At 69.0% G+C, this 16,356-nt stretch carries 16 protein-coding genes; 5 read left to right on the top strand and 11 right to left on the bottom strand.

What is annotated here, in order from left to right; translation table 11 throughout:
* Positions 1-14 precede the first annotated feature (14 nt).
* From AC0QTQ_RS04395 to AC0QTQ_RS04370, 6 genes are all read right to left on the bottom strand, one after another.
* Positions 15-845, bottom strand: a complete 831-nt coding sequence (locus AC0QTQ_RS04395; RefSeq protein ID WP_121530148.1) for a substrate-binding periplasmic protein — start codon at positions 843-845, stop codon at positions 15-17.
* Positions 846-1,322: 477 nt separating this feature from the next.
* Positions 1,323-3,056 carry an ABC transporter permease gene (locus AC0QTQ_RS04390; RefSeq protein ID WP_480258415.1) on the bottom strand — a complete coding sequence of 578 codons (1,734 nt, stop codon included), beginning with the start codon at positions 3,054-3,056 and terminating at the stop codon, positions 1,323-1,325.
* Positions 3,049-4,038: an ABC transporter substrate-binding protein gene (locus tag AC0QTQ_RS04385; RefSeq protein ID WP_121530146.1), complete on the bottom strand. Its 990-nt coding sequence runs from the start codon at positions 4,036-4,038 to the stop codon at positions 3,049-3,051. Before AC0QTQ_RS04385 ends, AC0QTQ_RS04390 begins: the two co-directional genes overlap by 8 nt.
* A 72-nt stretch (positions 4,039-4,110) precedes the next feature.
* A complete protein-coding gene (locus AC0QTQ_RS04380) occupies positions 4,111-4,674 on the bottom strand; it encodes a histidine phosphatase family protein (protein ID WP_480258414.1) in 564 nt (187 codons plus the stop codon).
* Positions 4,671-5,750: an MBL fold metallo-hydrolase gene (locus tag AC0QTQ_RS04375; RefSeq protein ID WP_480258413.1), complete on the bottom strand. Its 1,080-nt coding sequence runs from the start codon at positions 5,748-5,750 to the stop codon at positions 4,671-4,673. Before AC0QTQ_RS04375 ends, AC0QTQ_RS04380 begins: the two co-directional genes overlap by 4 nt.
* Positions 5,750-6,838: an ABC transporter ATP-binding protein gene (locus tag AC0QTQ_RS04370; protein ID WP_480258412.1), complete on the bottom strand. Its 1,089-nt coding sequence runs from the start codon at positions 6,836-6,838 to the stop codon at positions 5,750-5,752. Before AC0QTQ_RS04370 ends, AC0QTQ_RS04375 begins: the two co-directional genes overlap by 1 nt.
* 147 nt (positions 6,839-6,985) lie before the next feature.
* On the opposite strand from AC0QTQ_RS04370, the gene metG reads away from it, so the two are divergent.
* Entirely contained in the window at positions 6,986-8,695 is a 1,710-nt protein-coding gene (gene metG / locus AC0QTQ_RS04365) for a methionine--tRNA ligase (protein ID WP_480258411.1), read from the top strand.
* A 55-nt stretch (positions 8,696-8,750) separates the two neighbouring features.
* The gene (gene rocF, locus AC0QTQ_RS04360; RefSeq protein WP_480258410.1) at positions 8,751-9,674 is read left to right on the top strand and encodes an arginase; all 924 of its coding nucleotides are present in this window, start codon (positions 8,751-8,753) and stop codon (positions 9,672-9,674) included.
* 3 nt (positions 9,675-9,677) lie between these two features.
* Here rocF and AC0QTQ_RS04355 read toward each other — a convergent pair whose 3' ends face one another.
* From AC0QTQ_RS04355 to argC, 4 genes are all read right to left on the bottom strand, one after another.
* A complete protein-coding gene (locus AC0QTQ_RS04355) occupies positions 9,678-10,175 on the bottom strand; it encodes a holin family protein (RefSeq protein ID WP_480258409.1) in 498 nt (165 codons plus the stop codon).
* Positions 10,166-10,777 carry a holin-associated N-acetylmuramidase gene (locus AC0QTQ_RS04350; protein WP_480258408.1) on the bottom strand — a complete coding sequence of 204 codons (612 nt, stop codon included), beginning with the start codon at positions 10,775-10,777 and terminating at the stop codon, positions 10,166-10,168. Before AC0QTQ_RS04350 ends, AC0QTQ_RS04355 begins: the two co-directional genes overlap by 10 nt.
* A 73-nt stretch (positions 10,778-10,850) precedes the next feature.
* Positions 10,851-11,300: a cytochrome c maturation protein CcmE gene (gene ccmE / locus AC0QTQ_RS04345; RefSeq protein ID WP_480258407.1), complete on the bottom strand. Its 450-nt coding sequence runs from the start codon at positions 11,298-11,300 to the stop codon at positions 10,851-10,853.
* A gap of 64 nt (positions 11,301-11,364) precedes the next feature.
* Positions 11,365-12,393 carry an N-acetyl-gamma-glutamyl-phosphate reductase gene (gene argC, locus AC0QTQ_RS04340; protein ID WP_480258406.1) on the bottom strand — a complete coding sequence of 343 codons (1,029 nt, stop codon included), beginning with the start codon at positions 12,391-12,393 and terminating at the stop codon, positions 11,365-11,367.
* 102 nt (positions 12,394-12,495) lie between these two features.
* Here argC and AC0QTQ_RS04335 point away from each other — a divergent pair, with 102 nt between their 5' ends.
* Entirely contained in the window at positions 12,496-13,227 is a 732-nt protein-coding gene (locus tag AC0QTQ_RS04335) for a DUF805 domain-containing protein (RefSeq protein ID WP_480258405.1), read from the top strand.
* Between the two features lie 30 nt (positions 13,228-13,257).
* Here the strand turns inward: AC0QTQ_RS04335 and murI are convergent, their stop codons facing one another.
* On the bottom strand, positions 13,258-14,070 hold the full coding sequence (gene murI, locus AC0QTQ_RS04330; RefSeq protein WP_121530136.1) for a glutamate racemase: 813 nt from the start codon (positions 14,068-14,070) through the stop codon (positions 13,258-13,260).
* Between the two features lie 303 nt (positions 14,071-14,373).
* Between murI and AC0QTQ_RS04325 the strand changes: the two genes are divergently transcribed.
* Together AC0QTQ_RS04325 and AC0QTQ_RS04320 are read left to right on the top strand one after the other, a co-directional pair.
* Positions 14,374-15,282, top strand: a complete 909-nt coding sequence (locus AC0QTQ_RS04325; protein ID WP_121530135.1) for a LysR family transcriptional regulator — start codon at positions 14,374-14,376, stop codon at positions 15,280-15,282.
* Between the two features lie 402 nt (positions 15,283-15,684).
* Positions 15,685-16,239: a hypothetical protein gene (locus AC0QTQ_RS04320; RefSeq protein WP_480258404.1), complete on the top strand. Its 555-nt coding sequence runs from the start codon at positions 15,685-15,687 to the stop codon at positions 16,237-16,239.
* Positions 16,240-16,356: the final 117 nt, after the last annotated feature.

The following is a 16,356-nucleotide window of genomic DNA, read 5'->3' as shown; positions in this document are numbered from 1 at the left end:
GTTTTGGGTGGGGCTCACTGGCCCTCGGCCAGAACCTCCTGCACCGATTTCTCGACCAGCGCCTCGACGTGGCCGGTGGCGACCTTCTCCTCGATGAAGATGTTCAGCGCGTCGATGTCCTTCGCCGGGAAGCCGGCATTCAGGCCGAAGCCGATGCCCTGCTTGGCGATGGCGGGTTCGGGCGCCAGATCGACGGCCCAGTCCTTGTTCGCGGCGATAAACAGCCGGTTGGTGTCGGACGGGTCGGCCAGCACATCGGCGCGGCGCGACATCACCGCAAGGCGCGCCTCATCCGAGGACGGCAGGCGCACGATCTTCGCCTTCTTCACCAGCGGCGAGACCGACTTGTCCATTGCGGTGCCCGAGACGACGGCGATGGTGACGTCTTCCTTGTCGAGATCGGCCAGGCTCTTCGCCCCCGCCGGGATCTTCGGGTTGTCCTTGTTGTAAAGGAGCGTGATCTCGTAGGGCACGGCCGGGTCTGAGAAGGCGATGGCGAGCGCGCGGGTCGGCGTGCGGTTCAGCGCGAGCGACAGGTCCCATTTGCCGGCCTGCAGCCCGGCGACGATGTTGTCCCAGGTGGTGTCGACGAATTCGACCGGCACGTTCAGCACTTCCTCGCCGAACTCGCGGCACAGGTCGGCGAAGAAGCCGCTGTATTCGCCGGTGACCGGGTCACGCATCACATAGGGCGGGAAGACGGCGGCGCCGCAGCGCAGCTTGCCCGCGGCCTGCACGCCCGCCCAGCCCTCTTCGGGCGAGCCGGCGGTTGCGGCGAGGGGGGCGGCAAGGCCGAGCACGGCGGCAAGGCCGAGCGCGGCGAGGGTCTTGAACGGGTGGATCACGGGGGCACTCCCTGATGAGACGGTTCTTCTGCTGGCACCCGGGGCGGCAGGGCCGCGGGCTCGTCTTCAGATCGGCGACGAAGCGGCATCGCAGACAATCAAGCGATGCGCAAAAGCTCATTCCGTTTCAGAATGAACATTCGGATTTCCATTGAATCCCAGCGGGCTGCACAGTGCGACGGCGGGCCACAGGAGCATTGCGGCGGAACGCGCTCCGCGAAGCGCCCAATCTTTGGGCGCGATTTCGCCGGCAAAGAACGATTCTTTGCCGGCTGTGAAAGAACGGGATTTTCGGAATTTCCGTCCGTTTCCGCCGAGTCCGCCGCGCGCTGGCCTCGAAAGCGGCCACATCGGCAGCACAGCGCGGTCGGTTCGCTCCGCGGCGCAGGTGCGATCAGCGCATGCGGCACAGCATTCCGCAACGGAATGACAGGGCAGAAAGACGCGCCGCCGGGGCGTGGCCGGCGGCGGCCGAGCTCAGACGCCGCCGCGCCAGGGCAGCACCCAGGGGGCCGAGCGGCGCGCGATGCGGTCGGTCAGGAGCGCCAGCGCCAGCACCAGGGCAAGCGACAGCACCGAGAGCGCCGCTGCTCCGGTCGAGTTGCCCTGCTGTTGCAGCGCGAAGATCATCACCCCCACGGTCTCGGTCCCGGCCGACCACAGCAGCGCCGAGAGCGTGAGCTCGTTGAAGGCGGTCATCACCACCAGCACCGCGCCTGCGGCCGCGGCGGGCGCCGCAAGCGGCGTGAAGATCAGCGCGATGCGGCGCAGCGCGGGGGCGCCGGCGATCCGCGCCGCCTCGTCAAGCGCGGGCTCCATCGCCTGCGCGACGCCCCCCACCGGGCGCAGCACCAGGGGCAGGAAGCGCGCGAGATAGGCAAACAGCAGGATCGCCGGCGTGCCATAGACGGACACGCCCAGCCCCGGCAGCGGCGGCAGGAAGACCAGGATCATCGCCAGAGCGAGCACCGTTCCCGGCACCACGAAGGGGGCGTCGGCGAGCGTGTCGAGCCGGCGCAGAAGCGGCTGCCGGGCGACCTGCGCGAACCAGGCGAAGGGCAGCGCCACCAGCGCCGACAGTGCCGCCGCGGTCAGCGACAGGCCCAGCGAATTCGCAAAGGCGCGGCGGATCACCGGATCGGCGAGCGTCTGCGTGACATTCGCGAGCGTCACCGTCTCGGCCGTCAGCCGCATGCCAAGCGCCGGCACCAGCGCCGTGCCGAGAAGCGCCGCGATCGGCGCGATCAGCAGCACCCCGAGCACGGCCCAGAGCGCCGCAAGTGCCAGCCCGCGCCCGCGCCCCGGATCAAAGCCCGCGAAGGGCCGCCCCGCGGCCACCGGCACCGACAGGCGGCGGATCAGTGCGGCGCGGGCGAGCAGCGCCAGCCCCGCCAGCCCGATCAGCATCAGCGCCAGCACCGCGACCTGACCGAGCACCTGCGGGCCGAAGCCATTCAGCCGCTGATAGATCAGCGTCGTCAGCATCGGGAAACGGCCGGGAATGCCCAGAAGTGCCGGCACGCCGAAATTGCCGACCGCCGCCGCGAAGGCGAGGATCGCGCCGGCCAGGATCTGCGGCAGGCAGAGCGGCGCGATCACCCGCGCGACGATGCGCATCGGGCCCGCGCCCGCGATCCGCGCCGCCTCGACCAGATCCGAGGGCACCGCGCCCAGCGCCGCCCGCACGGCCAGGAAGACGAGCGGCATGTGCTCGATCCCCATCAGCCAGGCGACGCCGGCGCCCGAGTAAAGCGGATTGCGCGCCCCGGCCCCGGGGGCAAGGCCCAGCGGCGCGAGGATCGGCGAGGATGACCCGAAAAGCTCGATCCAGGCGAGCGCCATGATCTGCGACGGGATCAGCATCGGCGCGAGCGCGAGGAAGGTCATCGCCACCCGCCCCGGCAGCCGCATCAGCCCGAGCGCCAGCGCCAGTGCGGTGCCGAGCGTGACGGAAACGACGACCGATCCGGCCGAGGCGGCGAGCGTGTTCGTCAGCGCCGCCCCCGCCGCGCGGCTGAAAAGCGCCTCGCGGATCAGGCCAAGGGGGCGGCCGGCATCGTCGGGCCCGAAGGCCTCGAGCAGCAGCCGCGCCAGCGGCCACAGGCCAAGGCCGAGGACGTAAAGGGCAATCAGGGCGATGACGAGACCGTCACCGCCCGGAAGGCGCGCGCGCAGACCCGCGCGCGCGGCAGAGGCCGTCAGATCAGCCACCGAAGAGATCCGAGAAGGTCTCTTTCGTTTCCTTGTCGGCGGCGAGCATCTTCGCCGGATCGGCCGACAGGATCTTCAACGAGGCGGGGTCGGGATAGCCCGCGGGCTGGGCCACGCCCTCGAGGATCGGGAAATAGCCCTGCGCAGCCGACTGTTCCTGCGCCGCCCGGCCCAGTTCCCAGTCGACGAAGACCTTCGCCGCCTCGATGTTGTCGCTGTCCTTCAGGATCGCGACCGGCTGGGTGATCGACGAGACGCCCTCCTTCGGGAAGACGAAATCGACGGGCGAGCCCTTCGCCTTGGCGTTCATCGCCATGTATTCGATGATGATGCCATAAGCCTTCTCGCCGCGCGCCACGGCCTCGAGCACGGTGCCATTGCCCTGGCCCGCGACCGCGCCGTTCTTCGCCAGCGCCTCGTAATAGGGCCAGCCGAATTCGGGCTGCTGCACCATGGTGCCGACATGGATCACCGCCGCACCGGAATAGAGCGGGCTCGGCATGATCGTCTGCGCCGCGATCTCGGGTTTCTCGAGGTCGGCCCAGGAGGTCGGCGCCTGTTTCACCAGCGTGGTGTTGTAAACGATGCCGGTGGTGATCAGCTTGGTGCCGAAGAAGGTGTGGTCGGGATCGACGACCGCGGCCGGAATGCCGGCAAGCGGCGCAGTGTCATAGGCGTAAAGGCGGCCGTCGTTCTTCAGCTGGGTCATCGCCACGGCATCGGCGATCAGCATCACGTCGGCCGGGCTGCTGCCCGCGGCAAACTCCGCCTGCAGCTTCGACATCAGCTCGGTCGTGCCGGTGCGGAAGACCTCGACGGTGATCTCCGGGTGGTCCTTGTTGAACGCTTCGACGACGGCGGCCATCTGGTCGCTCGGCTGCGAGGTGTAGACGGTGATCGTGCCCCCGGCCTGGGCCAGCGCGCCGGTGGCGAGCGCGGTGGAGGTGAGGAGCCCGAGGGCGAGGCGGCGCAGGATCGTCATTGTAGGGTATCCCTGATCTTTGAAACTGGGCGTGGGCTAGCGCCGCGATGCGACAGCCGGGTGACGGTGGCTTTACAGTTCCGTGTCGGCGAGCGGTCTTTCGTGCCAGCGCCCGTCGGGGGCGGGCGACCAGCGCGAGACCTCGCCGTTCAGCGGCCGGCGGAAGGCGCCCGTGCCGATCAGCGCATGGAGTTCGCGCGCCACGCCCGAATGCGCGACGATCAGCACCGGAGTGCGGCCCTCGAGCCCGGCGAGCGCGGCGCGGATCCGGGCACGGAAATCGAGCGGCCCCTCGCCGCCCGCCGGGGTCTCGTCGCGGCGCAGCGTGGCGCGTGGCGCGCCCTCCCAGACGCCCCAGTTGCGCTCGGAAAGCCCCGCATGAAGCCGCACCGGCAGGCCGAGGCGGGCCGCGACCGGCGCCGCCGTCTCGCGAGCGCGGGCGAGCGGCGAGCACCAGATCGTCGCCGGCCGCTCCTCGGCAGGCAGCGCCGCAAGGGTCTGCGCCGCAGCGCGTGCCTGCGCCCGGCCGGTGGGGGTCAGCGGCAGGTCCATCGCGCCGGCAATGAGGTCGGCGGCATTCGCCGCGGTCTCGCCATGGCGCAGGAACAGGAAGGGGGCGTCGAAGGGCAGGATCACCAGTGCAGCTCCGCAGTTTCGGCAAGGGGGGCAGCAGGCAGCGCGGCGGCCAGCGCGCGCCGGCCCGCGGCCGGGGTGAAGGCCGCCATCGCCTGCGCGGGGGCGATCGCGTCGAGAAGCGCGCGGGTGGTGGCAAGCGGCGGGTGCACGTTCCAGCGCAGGAACGCGGCCCGGCCGGTGCGGGTCAGCGCCTCGGCCGGGGTTTCAAGGCCCAGATGCCCGGTGAAGACGATCCGCGCCGCCCCGGTCTCGGCAAAGCGCGCGGCAAGCACCGCGGCCACACCGCCCTCGGCATTCGGCCCCGCGGCGATCATCACGCCACGCGCCGGCGCCTCGGGGGCAAGCGGTCGGGTTGCCGCCAGCAGCTGCGCGAGCGCCGCCGCACCACCCGGCGCGAGCCAGCCCGGAAAGGCCTGCATCACCGCGGCAACACGCCGATGCGCGGGGCAAAGGAAGACCTCATGCCCGGCCTCGAGGAAGACCCGCGCCATCTCGAGCCCACGGCCCGCGGCCGGGGCGGGCAGCAGAAGCGGCCCCTCGGCGGCAAGCGCCAGCACTGCCGCGCGCTGATCGGGCAAGGCCTCGTCCGCCGCACCATAGCTTGCGTCCAGCACCGCGGCGCGGGCCCTGGGCGGGGTCATGCAGGGCCAGAGGCTGCCCTCGACCGACAGATCGCCGGTGTAGAGCAGCCCGTCTTCGCCACCGACCCGCATCCAGACCGCCCCCGGCGCATGGCCCGAGGGGCCAGTCTCGATGGGCACGCCCAGCACCGCGCCGCGCGCCGGCAACAGCCCGCCCGAGACCGCCCGCACCGCCGGCGACAGCGCGGTGACCGGCGCCGTGGCAAAGACCGGCGGCAGGCCGATCTGACCAAGCAGGGACAGCGCCCCGATGTGGTCGGGGTGGCCGTGCGAGATCAGCACCGCATCGACATGCCCCACCCCCGCCAGATCGGGCATCCGCCCGGCATCGGGCCCGGTGCCGAGGTCGAGCAGGAACCGCCGGCCAGCGATGTGCAGCAGGAAACAGGCGGGCCCCTTCGCATCGAAGCCCGAGATCGCGATGAGGGACGGCATCAGGCGAAGGCCGGCTCGGCGGACGCGGTGTCGGGCGCCAGCTCCTCGCGCGGCAGGACCCAGCCGCCGCGCAGCTGCAACCCGACGAGCGTGCCCGGCGCCACCGCCGCGCGGCTGCGCAGCTCGAGCGGTTCGGGCAGATCGAGCCCCTCGGGCAGGCAGGCGAGCACATATTCGCCGCCCTCGAAACGCTGGTCGATCACCCGCGCCGCCAGATCCGCCGTGCCCACGGCCAGCGACAGATCGCGCGGGCGCAGGCACAGCCAGGCCGGGCCGGGCGGCGCCTCGCCGGGCAGCGACAAGAGCCGCGATCCCAGCCGCAGCTTCACCCGCCCGCCCTGCGCCGCGAGTGCCGTCACCGGCAGCGTCCGGCCATTGCCGACGAAGCGCGCCACCATCGGCGTCGCCGGACGGTCGAACAGCACCTCGGGCGGGGCGATCTGCTCCATCCGGCCGCGGTCCATCACGCCCACCAGGCTCGCGATCGCCATCGCCTCGTTCTGGTCATGGGTGACGAAGACGAAGGTGGTGCCCGAGGCGCGGTGGATGCGGCGGAACTCGGCCAGCATCGACTGGCGCAGATGCGCATCGAGGTTGGCCAGCGGCTCGTCGAGCAGGATGAGCGCCGGCCGCGCGGCGAGGCTGCGGGCAAGCGCCACGCGCTGGCGCTGCCCGCCCGACAGCTCATGCGGGCGCCGCCCGGCGGCATGGGCAAGGCCCACGGTGGAAAGCGCTTCCTCGACCCGGCGCGCACGCTCGGCTGCGGGCAGCCGGTTCAGCCCGAAGGCCACGTTGCCCGCCACCGTCATCTGCGGCCAAAGCGCATAGGACTGAAACACCATCCCAAGCCCGCGCGCGCCCGGCTCGACGAAGCGCCCGGGCCCGGCCACCTGTTCACCCGCGATGCGGATGGTGCCGGCATCGGGCCGCTCGAGCCCGGCGATCAGGCGCAGCAGCGTGGTCTTGCCGCAGCCCGAGGGGCCGAGCAGCGCGAAGAAGGCGCCCGAGGGCACCTCCATGGTGATGCCGTCGACGGCATGTGTCGCCCCGAAGGCAAGCCGCAGGTGCGAGGTCTCGATGCTGGCCATTCCCGTTCCTTCCGTTCGGGGCGGCGCCTACATCCGCAAGATGACCGTGGCATGACACCCCGGCCCCCGCCCCGGTCTGGCCAAAGTCTCTGGCCTTGCCCGCACAACCGCGTTAAACCGCCGCAAAACCGGAGCAAGGGCGGGATCATGGCGCGTCACCTCATCACCTCGGCGATTCCCTACATCAACGGCATCAAGCACCTCGGCAATCTCGTGGGCTCGCAGCTGCCGGCGGACCTCTACGCCCGCTATCTGCGCGCGCGCGGCCATGAGGTGATGTTCATCTGCGCGACCGACGAGCACGGCACGCCGGCCGAGCTGGCCGCGGCGAAGGCCGGCAAGCCGGTCGATGTCTATTGCACCGAGATGCACGAGGTTCAGGCCGAGATCGCCGCCGGCTTCCGGCTGAGCTTCGACCACTTCGGCCGGTCGTCCTCGGCGCAGAACCGGGTGCTGACCCAGCATTTCGCCAAGGTCCTGGCCGAGCACGGGCTGATCCGCGAAGTGACCGAAAAGCAGATGTATTCGGTCGCCGACGGCCGCTTCCTGCCCGATCGCTACATCGAGGGCACCTGCCCGAACTGCGGCTATACCTCGGCGCGCGGCGACCAGTGCGACAATTGCACCAAGCAGCTCGACCCGGTCGACCTGATCAACCCGCGCTCGGTGATCTCGGGCTCGACCGATCTCGAGATGCGCGAGACGAAGCACCTGTTCCTGCGCCAGTCCGAGATGAAGGACAAGCTTGCCGCCTGGATCGACAGCAAGACCGACTGGCCGGTGCTGACCACCTCGATCGCGAAGAAATGGCTGTTCGATGGCGACGGGCTGCAGGACCGCGGCATCACCCGCGACCTCGCCTGGGGCGTGCCGGCGCAGTTCGAGGGCGCGCCGTGGCAGGGTATGGAAGGCAAGGTCTTCTACGTCTGGTTCGACGCGCCGATCGAATACATCGCCGCGACCCAGGAATGGGCGGACAAGACCGGCGGGGACTGGGCGCGCTGGTGGCGCACCGACAAGGGCGCCGAGGACGTGACCTATACCCAGTTCATGGGCAAGGACAACGTGCCCTTCCACACGCTCTCCTTCCCCTCGACCATCCTCGGCTCGGGCGAGCCCTGGAAGCTCGTCGATTACATCAAGTCGTTCAACTACCTGAACTATGACGGCGGCCAGTTCTCGACCTCGCGCGGGCGCGGCGTGTTCATGGACCAGGCGCTCGGCCTGCTGCCGCCCGACTACTGGCGCTGGTGGCTGCTGAGCCATGCGCCCGAAAGCGCGGACGCCGAATTCACCTGGGAGAATTTCCAGGTCTCGGTGAACAAAGACCTTGCCGATGTCCTCGGCAACTTCGTCAGCCGCATCACCAAGTTCTGCCGCTCGAAATTCGGCGAGGCCCTGCCCGAGGGCGGGCTCTGGGGCGAGCGCGAGATCGCGCTGATCGCCGAGCTCGCCACCCGCGTGCGCGAGTACGAACGGCTGATGGACGAGAAGGAAGTCCGCAAGGCCGCGACCGAGCTGCGCGCGATCTGGGTCGCGGGCAACGAATACCTGCAGGCCGCCGCGCCCTGGACCGTGTTCAAGACCGATCCGGCGCAGGCTGCGGCGCAGACCCGTCTCGCGCTGAACCTGGTGCGGCTCTATGCGGTGCTGTCCGAGCCCTTCATTCCCGATGCCGCCGCCACGATGCTGGCCGCGATGCAGACCGAGGATCGCAGCTGGCCCGAGGACATCCGCGCCGCGCTCGAGGTGCTGCCGGTGGGCCATGCCTTCACCACGCCCGAGGTGCTGTTCCGCAAGATCGCCGACGAGGAACGCGAGGACTGGCAAAACCGCTTCGCCGGCATCCGCGACTGAGCGCCCCTTTCCTTTCCCGCGCAAGGCCCCATCATCGGGGAAAAAGGAGACAGCCATGGCCCAGACCTGCATCCTGATCGGCGCCCCCGTGGACAGCGGGCAGAAGCGTGCAGGCGCCTTGATGGGCCCGGCGGCCTATCGCGTCGCCGGCATCGCCGCCGCAATCGAGGAGCTTGGCCACAAGGTGCTCGACCGCGGTGACGTGACGATTGCGCCCTGTGCCCCCCTGCCCCATCCGAACCCGGCGGTGCATCACCTGGCCGAGACCCTTGCCTGGACCGAGGCGCTCGCGCGCGCCGGCGAGGCGGCGGCGGCCGAGGGGATGCCGGTCTTCCTCGGCGGCGATCATTCGCTGTCGCTCGGCTCGGTCGCCGGCATGGCCGCCCATGCGAAGAAGGCAGGCCGGCCGCTTTTCGTGCTCTGGCTCGATGCGCATACCGATTTCCACACGCCGGAAAGCACCGTCTCGGGCAACCTGCACGGCACGCCCGTCGCCTATATCGCCGGCCGACCGGGCTTTGCCCCGTTCCCGCCCTTCCCTGCGCCGGTGCCCGGCGAGCGGATCGCGATGCTGGGCATCCGCTCGGTCGATCCGGCGGAGAAATCCGCGCTGATCCCCGAGGAGATCGAGATCGCCGACATGCGCGTCCTGGACGAGCGCGGCTTCGGTGCGCCCTTGCGCGAATTTCTCGACCGGGTGCGGGCGGCGAACGGGCTGCTGCATGTCTCGCTCGACGTCGATTTCCTCGACCCGGCGATCGCGCCGGCGGTCGGCACCACCGTTCCGGGCGGCGCCACCTTCCGCGAGGCGCATCTGGTGATGGAGCTGTTGCACGAATCGGGGCTCGTCACCTCGCTCGATCTGGTCGAGCTGAACCCCTTCCTCGACGAGCGCGGCCGCACCGCGAAGCTGATGGTCGATCTGGTCGGCTCGCTGATGGGCCGGAAGGTCTTCGACCGGCCCACCCGCTCGTTCTGAGGCCTAGCCCGCCGGCACCTCGGCCACCGCGCCCTTCGCCATCAGCTCGGCGAGCGCCGGGTTCTCGCCCGGCTCGAGCGGGGCGGGCGGCGGCGCGGGCGTCGAGCGGTGGCGCAGGTAATAGGCCTCGCGCGCGCCGAAATAGAAGCTGACGATCGCCCCCAGCAGCCACCACAGCGGCTCGGGCACATAGTTCAGCCCGACCATGCGCTGCGCGAAGGCGACGGGGTCGAGCATCGCATAGACGAAGAGCCCCAGCGTGCCGAGCGCCAGCATCGGCCGCGGCAGCCGGTTCAGCCCGTTCACGACGCGGTCGAAAAGGCCCGCCCGGGCATATCGGAACTCGGCCCCGTGCTCGTCGAGTGCGGCGCGATAGGCCTCGGCCTCGGCCTCCATCTTCTTCGTCGCGTTGACGGTGAACACCTCGGCGACATGCGTCACCGCGGTGCCGAGGGCCGAGGTCGCGGCCGGCCCGCCAAGGATCCGCCCGATCAGCCCCATGCCGCCACCCGTGCCTTGTGCTGCGCCGGGCTCAGGTGGAAGCGCGGCGAGATGAACTCCTCGGCACGCAGGATCCAGCCGCCCTTGGTGCCCGCCGTGGTCGTCGCATATTTGCGCGAGGCCGGGCGGGCGGCGGCGAGGTCGTAATAGTAGTTGCGCCGGGCAATGCCATAGGCGTCGGCGAAGAGCCCCGTATCGGGGGCGGCGGCGCGGCGCGCGGCGGCAATCGTCTGCGGCCCGACCTGCCCGTCGACCGCGACCGCCTGCCCCATCCGGTTCAGCAGCCGCTGCAGGATCTTCACCGCATTGTCGCCGGCGTTCACCTGCATGTCGAAGACCGAGGGCTGCACCGCCTCGGGCAGCTCGCCAAGGCGCGGCGCGTCGAAGAAATGGCGCACATAGATCTGCACCGCCTGCGCGGGGGTCAGCAGTTTCACGTCGCGCTCGCTGACCATCCCGTCGCGGTCGAGGTCGATGCCGAGCCGGCGCAGCGTGGCAAGCGTCACGCCGTAGTTCGTGGCCCCGCCGGGATCGTCGGGGTCCTTCACATAGCCGCCCTCGCGGGCGACGATTTCCTTGGCAATGTCGGTGACTGATTTCATGCGCATTCCCCAGAGGCTCCCCCGGGGAATGCTGTCGCGATCCGGTTAACGGCGCCGCAAGCGGGCGCGCGGATCAGGAATTGGGCTTCGGCGGCTCATAGACGCCCTGTTCCTTCAGCGCCTCGATCACTTCCTTCGGCATGTAGTTCTCGTCATGCTTCGCGAGGATCTCGGAGGCGACGAAGGTGCCGTCCTCCATCTTGCCGGTGCCGATCATCCCCTGCCCTTCCTTGAAGAGGTCGGGCAGCACGCCGGTGAAGCGCACCGGCACCGAGGCGCCGCCGTCGGTGACGCTGAAGGTGACCGTCTCGCCCTGCCCGCGCTTCAGCGTGCCGGTCTCGACCAGCCCGCCAAGGCGGAAGGTCTCGCCCGGTTTCGGCGGGTTCTCGGCCAGCTGCGAGGGCGCGCGGAAGAAGTTGATCCCGTCGCGCATCGCATAACCGATCATCGCCGTCGAGATCAGCAGCGCCAGCGCCGCGACCACCAGCACCTGGATCCGGCGCTTCTTCTTCAGGCTCTTCATCCGCGTCTCCTTCGCCGTGTCGGCGCGTTCTCGGGCCAAACGCCCCGCGCCGCCTTGACCTTGATCAAGGGAACACGGGGGCCAGCATCAGCCCCGCTGTCTCCTCGAGCCCCAGCATCAGGTTGGCGTTCTGGATCGCCTGCCCCGAGGAGCCCTTGCACAGGTTGTCGAGCGCCACCATCACCAGCGCGCGGCCGGGAAGGCGGTCGCCGACCACACCGACATGAACATAGTTCGAGCCGGCGATGGATCGAGTCGAAGGGAGTGTGCCAAAAGGTAGCATTTCGAGGAACACTTCGTCCGCATAACGGCGCGAAAGCGCGTCATGGATCGCCTGCGGTTCGCCCCGGACATAGACGGTGGCGAGGATGCCGCGGTTAAAGGGCATCAGGTGGGGAGTGAACTGCACCCGCACGTCGCGCCCCGCGATCTTCGAGAATTCCTGATCGAACTCGCCCAGATGGCGGTGCTTGCCGCCGGCCGAATAGGGCATGGTGCCGCCCGAAAGCTCGGCATGCAGCAGGTTTTCCTTGAGTGAGCGGCCCGCGCCCGAGACGCCCGCCTTCAGGTCGATGATGATCTCGTCGAGGTCGATCACCCCCGCCTCGATCAGCGGGCGCAGCGCATATTGCCCTGCCGCCGCGTTGCAGCCGGTGCCGGCGCAGAGCCGCGCGCCGCGGATCTCGTCGCGGTAGAACTCGGTCAGGCCATAGACGGCCTCTTTCTGCAGCTCGACCGCCGCATGCGGCTTGCCATACCATTTCTCGTATTCGGCCGGGTCGCGCAGCCGGAAATCGGCCGACAGATCGACCACCTTCAGATCGCGCGGCAGCTCCTTGATCACCGCCTGGCTGGTCGCATGCGGCAGCGCGCAGAAGGCCAGATCGATGGTCGAGAAGTCGATCTCCTCGATCTTCACCAGATCGGGCAGGTTCATGTGGCGCAGATGCGGGAAGACCTCGCCCATGCTCATCCCCGCCTTGCGGTCGCCCGAGAGCGCGGTGATGCGCATCGAGGGATGGGTGGCGATGATCCGGGCGAGTTCGGCACCGGTGTAGCCCGAGGCGCCGAGGATGGCGATATTCTGGGTCATGGCAATCTCCGCGACTTGTCGGCCTGTCCTGCCTCAGCCTAAAGTCCCGCGCAAGCGATGTTTACCGCCCACGCAGAATTTGAACGGCCGGAAGGGAATTGCATGACGAAAGACTGGCATTACGCCTGGCAGGGGGAAAGCCACGGGCCGGTGAGCGCCGAGACGATGGCCGATCTGATCCGCGCCGGCCGGCTGCGCGCCGACACGCTGGTGTGGAGCGAGGGGATGGCGAACTGGGAAGCCGCCTCGGTCCATTTCGACTTCGGCGCGCCGCCGCCGCTGCCCGCGGGCGCCCCGGCGCCGCGCGCGCAATGGATGGCGCAGGGCACGGCGGCCGGCGGCTCGGGTGTAGGGCCGGACGGGCTTTACCCTGGGGCACCACGGCGCAGCTTCGGCGAGGCGATCAAGGTCTGCTTCACGAAATACGCCACCTTCAAGGGCCGGGCGAGCCGCTCGGAATATTGGTGGTTCACCCTCTTCACCACGCTCGGCAGCGCCGTCGGTGGCGTGCTTGAAGCCGCCATGGGCAATGACGGCGCGGCGATCTCGGGGCTGTTCGGTCTGGCCACCTTCCTGCCCTCGCTTGCGGTGACGGTGCGGCGGCTGCATGACACCGACCGCTCCGGCTGGTGGGTCGGGGGCTTCTACCTCGCGATGATCGGCCTCGGGCTGGCGATCGGCGTCTTCGCCGCCATCACTTCGCAGGCCGGCGCCTCGGAAAGCACCGGGCTCGGGCTGCTCGCGATCTTCGGGATCGCGATCTTCGCCTATGCCATCGCGATGCTGGTGTTCATGGTGCAACGCGGCACGCGCGGGCCGAACCGTTTCGGCTGAGGCCCGCGGCCGGAACGGGGTCGGGGCGGCTCAGGCCGCCTCGAACCGGATCTCGTGACGCAGGAACTGCGTCGCATGCACCGAGACCGAGGCCGGGTCGCCGGTGGTCAGGAATTTCGACACCGTGCCCTTGCCCACGAATTCCGGCCGGCGCTCGAGGTAATCCTCGAGGCTGTCGGCCACCAGATTCGCCTGCGAATAGACCTTCACCTGCGCGCCAAGAGCCTCCTGGAAGGTCTTCTGCATCAGCGGGTAATGGGTGCAGCCGAGAATCGCCGCCTCGGGATGCGGCATTCGCCGCTTCAGCGCCTCGACATGGGATTTCACCAGCGCCTCGGCGAGGATCTCGTCACCGGTCTCGATCGCGTCGACGACGCCACCGCAGGGCTGCGCCTCGACGTCGACACCGATCGCGCGGAAGGCCAGTTCGCGCTGGAAGGCGCGCGAGGCGACGGTGGCCGGGGTGGCGAACAGCGCGACATGCTTCACCGCGACCTCGCGCGGCGGAGAGTTGTCGCCCCATTTCCGTTCGGTTAGCGCCTCGATCATCGGCACGAAGACACCGAGAACGCGCTTGTCCTTCGGGATCCAGGTCTCCTGCATCCGCTTCAGCGCCGCGGCCGACGCGGTGTTGCAGGCGAGGATGACAAGGTCGCAGCCCTCATTCCACAGCCGCTCGACGCCCTTGCAGGTCAGGTTGAAGATGTCGTCGGCGTCGCGCACGCCATAGGGCGCGTTGGCATTGTCGCCGTAATAGACGAGGGCCAGATCAGGCAGCTTGCGCGAGATCGCCTCATAGACGGTCAACCCACCGAGACCGCTGTCAAAAACACCAACCGCCATTGCTCCCTCCCACGCCAGAGCGCCCCGCCGAACCGGGCGGGGGTTGTCTCTTCTAGTCCCGCGGACGACCGGAGGGAAAGCCGAAAACGCGCCGGTCCTGCCCCCCTCATGCAAGCCCGGGGCCAGCCCCGCGCTGCCCGTCCCTTGGGCAGCCCCCGGCCGGCCGGTGGCGTCTTCGCGCCGAAAGGCGGAAATCCTTGGGCCGAAAGGACGTTTTTCGGCGTGAACGGGTTTGGCTTCGGACCATGATCCCTATATGCAGAAAAGTGGTAACACGGGGCCGACGACGCGATCATGAGTGGCATGGACTGGGACAAGTTGCGAATCTTTCACGCGGTGGCCGATGCCGGCTCGCTGACCCATGCCGGCGACGCGCTGCACCTGTCGCAATCGGCCGTGTCGCGGCAGATCCGCGCGCTGGAAGATGCGCTTGGCACCACGCTGTTCCACCGCCACGCCCGCGGCCTGATTCTGACCGAACAGGGGGAACTTCTGTTCGAGGCGACCTCGACCATGGCGAAGAAGCTCGATTCCGCCGCCGCGCGCATCCGCGACAGCGAGGAAGAGGTCTTCGGCGAGCTGAAGGTGACCACCACCGTCGGGTTCGGCACGCTGTGGTTGACGCCGCGGCTGTCGAAGCTCTACGAGCGCTACCCCGAGCTGAAGATCGACCTGCTGCTCGAGGAACGCGTGCTCGACCTGCCGATGCGCGAGGCCGACGTGGCGATCCGGATGAAGGAGCCCTCGCAGGCCGATCTGGTGCGCAAGCGGCTGCTGACGCTGCGGATGCGGCTCTATGCGACGCCCACCTATCTCGATGCCGTCGGCCGGCCCGAAAGCCTCGCCGATCTCGAACGCCACCGGCTGATCTGCCAGAACCCGACCACGCCGCAGGTCCATGCCGGCGCGCAGCTTGCGCATATGGTGATGGCGCAGGATGTGCATTCGATGCTGACGGTGAACAGCTATTTCGGCGTGCTGCAGGGCGTGCTGAACCATATCGGCATCGGCATCCTGCCCGATTACCTGACCGTCGACTTCAACAATCTCGAGCGCGTCCTGCCCGAGATCGAGTCGGTCGAGGTGCCGGTCTTCCTCGCCTACCCCGAGGAACTGCGCCAGTCGCGCCGCGTCACCGCCTTCCGCGACTTCGTGCAGGAAGAGATCATCGCCTACCGTCGTCAACAGACCGGCGAACCCAGCCTCGACTGAGGTTTTTGCCCGGTGTTTTCCCCCGCGGATGACGCCGGATTCAGGCTGCAACCGCAGGTTGCACTGAGGCATAACCGCAACGCATGGCGGGCATGTTGCAGATGCAGCGTAATTCTCCTTGAACCGTTTCAACTCTGCACATAAATCAGGCGCAGAAGGGGATGATACGAGGAAACTCTCATCACCTTCTACCTCCCTGTTGGACTACGGCCGAGACTTTGTCTCGGCCTTTTTTTTGGCCCTATGCTCCGCCGCCCCTCGCCGGTCGCGCACGAATCGTCTTGCCGCCCAAGGGCCGCCGCCGCTCACGCCGCGCTCACGAAAACGCGTCTGAACCTTTCCGGCCGATGTCCGTTGCCTTCTCACAAGCCGCAACGGCTGCAGTTCCGAAAGGAGTTCGACATGAAGAAGAATTTCGTCCTGAGCACCGCCCTCGTCTCCGGCCTTCTGGCGGCGCCGCTGGCCGCGGTCGCCGCCGATGATCCGCACGGGCTGATCGACTACACCATGGGCATCGCACCGGCCCAGGTGACGCAGACGCCCGCCGACATGACGATCACCGCCCCCGACCCGGGCACCAAGAACGGCGACGCGCTGGACCAGTATGGCATTGCCGACATCAAGACCGGCACCGCCCGCACGCTCGAAAGCTCGACGGGTGCCGACACGATTCCCGCCGACCAGCAGCTCGCCCGCGACGCCGGCATCGCCGACAACAAGTCCGAGACCGGGACCCCGGGCGCCGTGGTGACCGCCGACGACGCCGCGATCGGTCAGGTCGAGCGCGTGATCCCCGGCGACACCACCGACACCGTCTTCATTCGCGTCTCGGACACGCTGAACACCAATGTCTCGATGTTCAAGGTCGAGGTGCCGAAGGGCGCGCACAAGGATGGCAGGGTGCAGCTTGGCTGGACGCTCTCCGACCTGCTCGACCATCTCGAGGCGCAGGTCTGATCCGACCCCGCCCGCAGCACGAGGGGCCGGCCGTCGCGCCGGCCCTTTTCGCGTGCGCAGCCTCTTTCCCCGCAAGGCCACATGGCTTATGGGATGCGCAAAGCCGCCCGCCCCGCA

The sequence above is a fragment of the Paenirhodobacter sp. YD-8 genome (genome assembly GCF_056590935.1).
The sequence above is the reverse complement of the archived record's forward strand: the minus strand, read 5'-3'. Positions and strand labels throughout refer to the sequence as shown.

What these genes read in the sequence shown, in the direction of transcription:
- AC0QTQ_RS04385 (WP_121530146.1), bottom strand. Translation starts at nt 4,038, where the DNA reads ATGACGATCCTGCGCCGCCTCGCCCTCGGGCTCCTCACCTCCACCGCG.
- AC0QTQ_RS04375 (WP_480258413.1), bottom strand. Translation starts at nt 5,750, where the DNA reads ATGCCGTCCCTCATCGCGATCTCGGGCTTCGATGCGAAGGGGCCCGCC.
- AC0QTQ_RS04370 (WP_480258412.1), bottom strand. Translation starts at nt 6,838, where the DNA reads ATGGCCAGCATCGAGACCTCGCACCTGCGGCTTGCCTTCGGGGCGACA.
- metG (WP_480258411.1), top strand. Translation starts at nt 6,986, where the DNA reads ATGGCGCGTCACCTCATCACCTCGGCGATTCCCTACATCAACGGCATC.
- rocF (WP_480258410.1), top strand. Translation starts at nt 8,751, where the DNA reads ATGGCCCAGACCTGCATCCTGATCGGCGCCCCCGTGGACAGCGGGCAG.
- AC0QTQ_RS04355 (WP_480258409.1), bottom strand. Translation starts at nt 10,175, where the DNA reads ATGGGGCTGATCGGGCGGATCCTTGGCGGGCCGGCCGCGACCTCGGCC.
- AC0QTQ_RS04350 (WP_480258408.1), bottom strand. Translation starts at nt 10,777, where the DNA reads ATGAAATCAGTCACCGACATTGCCAAGGAAATCGTCGCCCGCGAGGGC.
- ccmE (WP_480258407.1), bottom strand. Translation starts at nt 11,300, where the DNA reads ATGAAGAGCCTGAAGAAGAAGCGCCGGATCCAGGTGCTGGTGGTCGCG.
- argC (WP_480258406.1), bottom strand. Translation starts at nt 12,393, where the DNA reads ATGACCCAGAATATCGCCATCCTCGGCGCCTCGGGCTACACCGGTGCC.
- AC0QTQ_RS04335 (WP_480258405.1), top strand. Translation starts at nt 12,496, where the DNA reads ATGACGAAAGACTGGCATTACGCCTGGCAGGGGGAAAGCCACGGGCCG.
- murI (WP_121530136.1), bottom strand. Translation starts at nt 14,070, where the DNA reads ATGGCGGTTGGTGTTTTTGACAGCGGTCTCGGTGGGTTGACCGTCTAT.
- AC0QTQ_RS04325 (WP_121530135.1), top strand. Translation starts at nt 14,374, where the DNA reads ATGGACTGGGACAAGTTGCGAATCTTTCACGCGGTGGCCGATGCCGGC.
- AC0QTQ_RS04320 (WP_480258404.1), top strand. Translation starts at nt 15,685, where the DNA reads ATGAAGAAGAATTTCGTCCTGAGCACCGCCCTCGTCTCCGGCCTTCTG.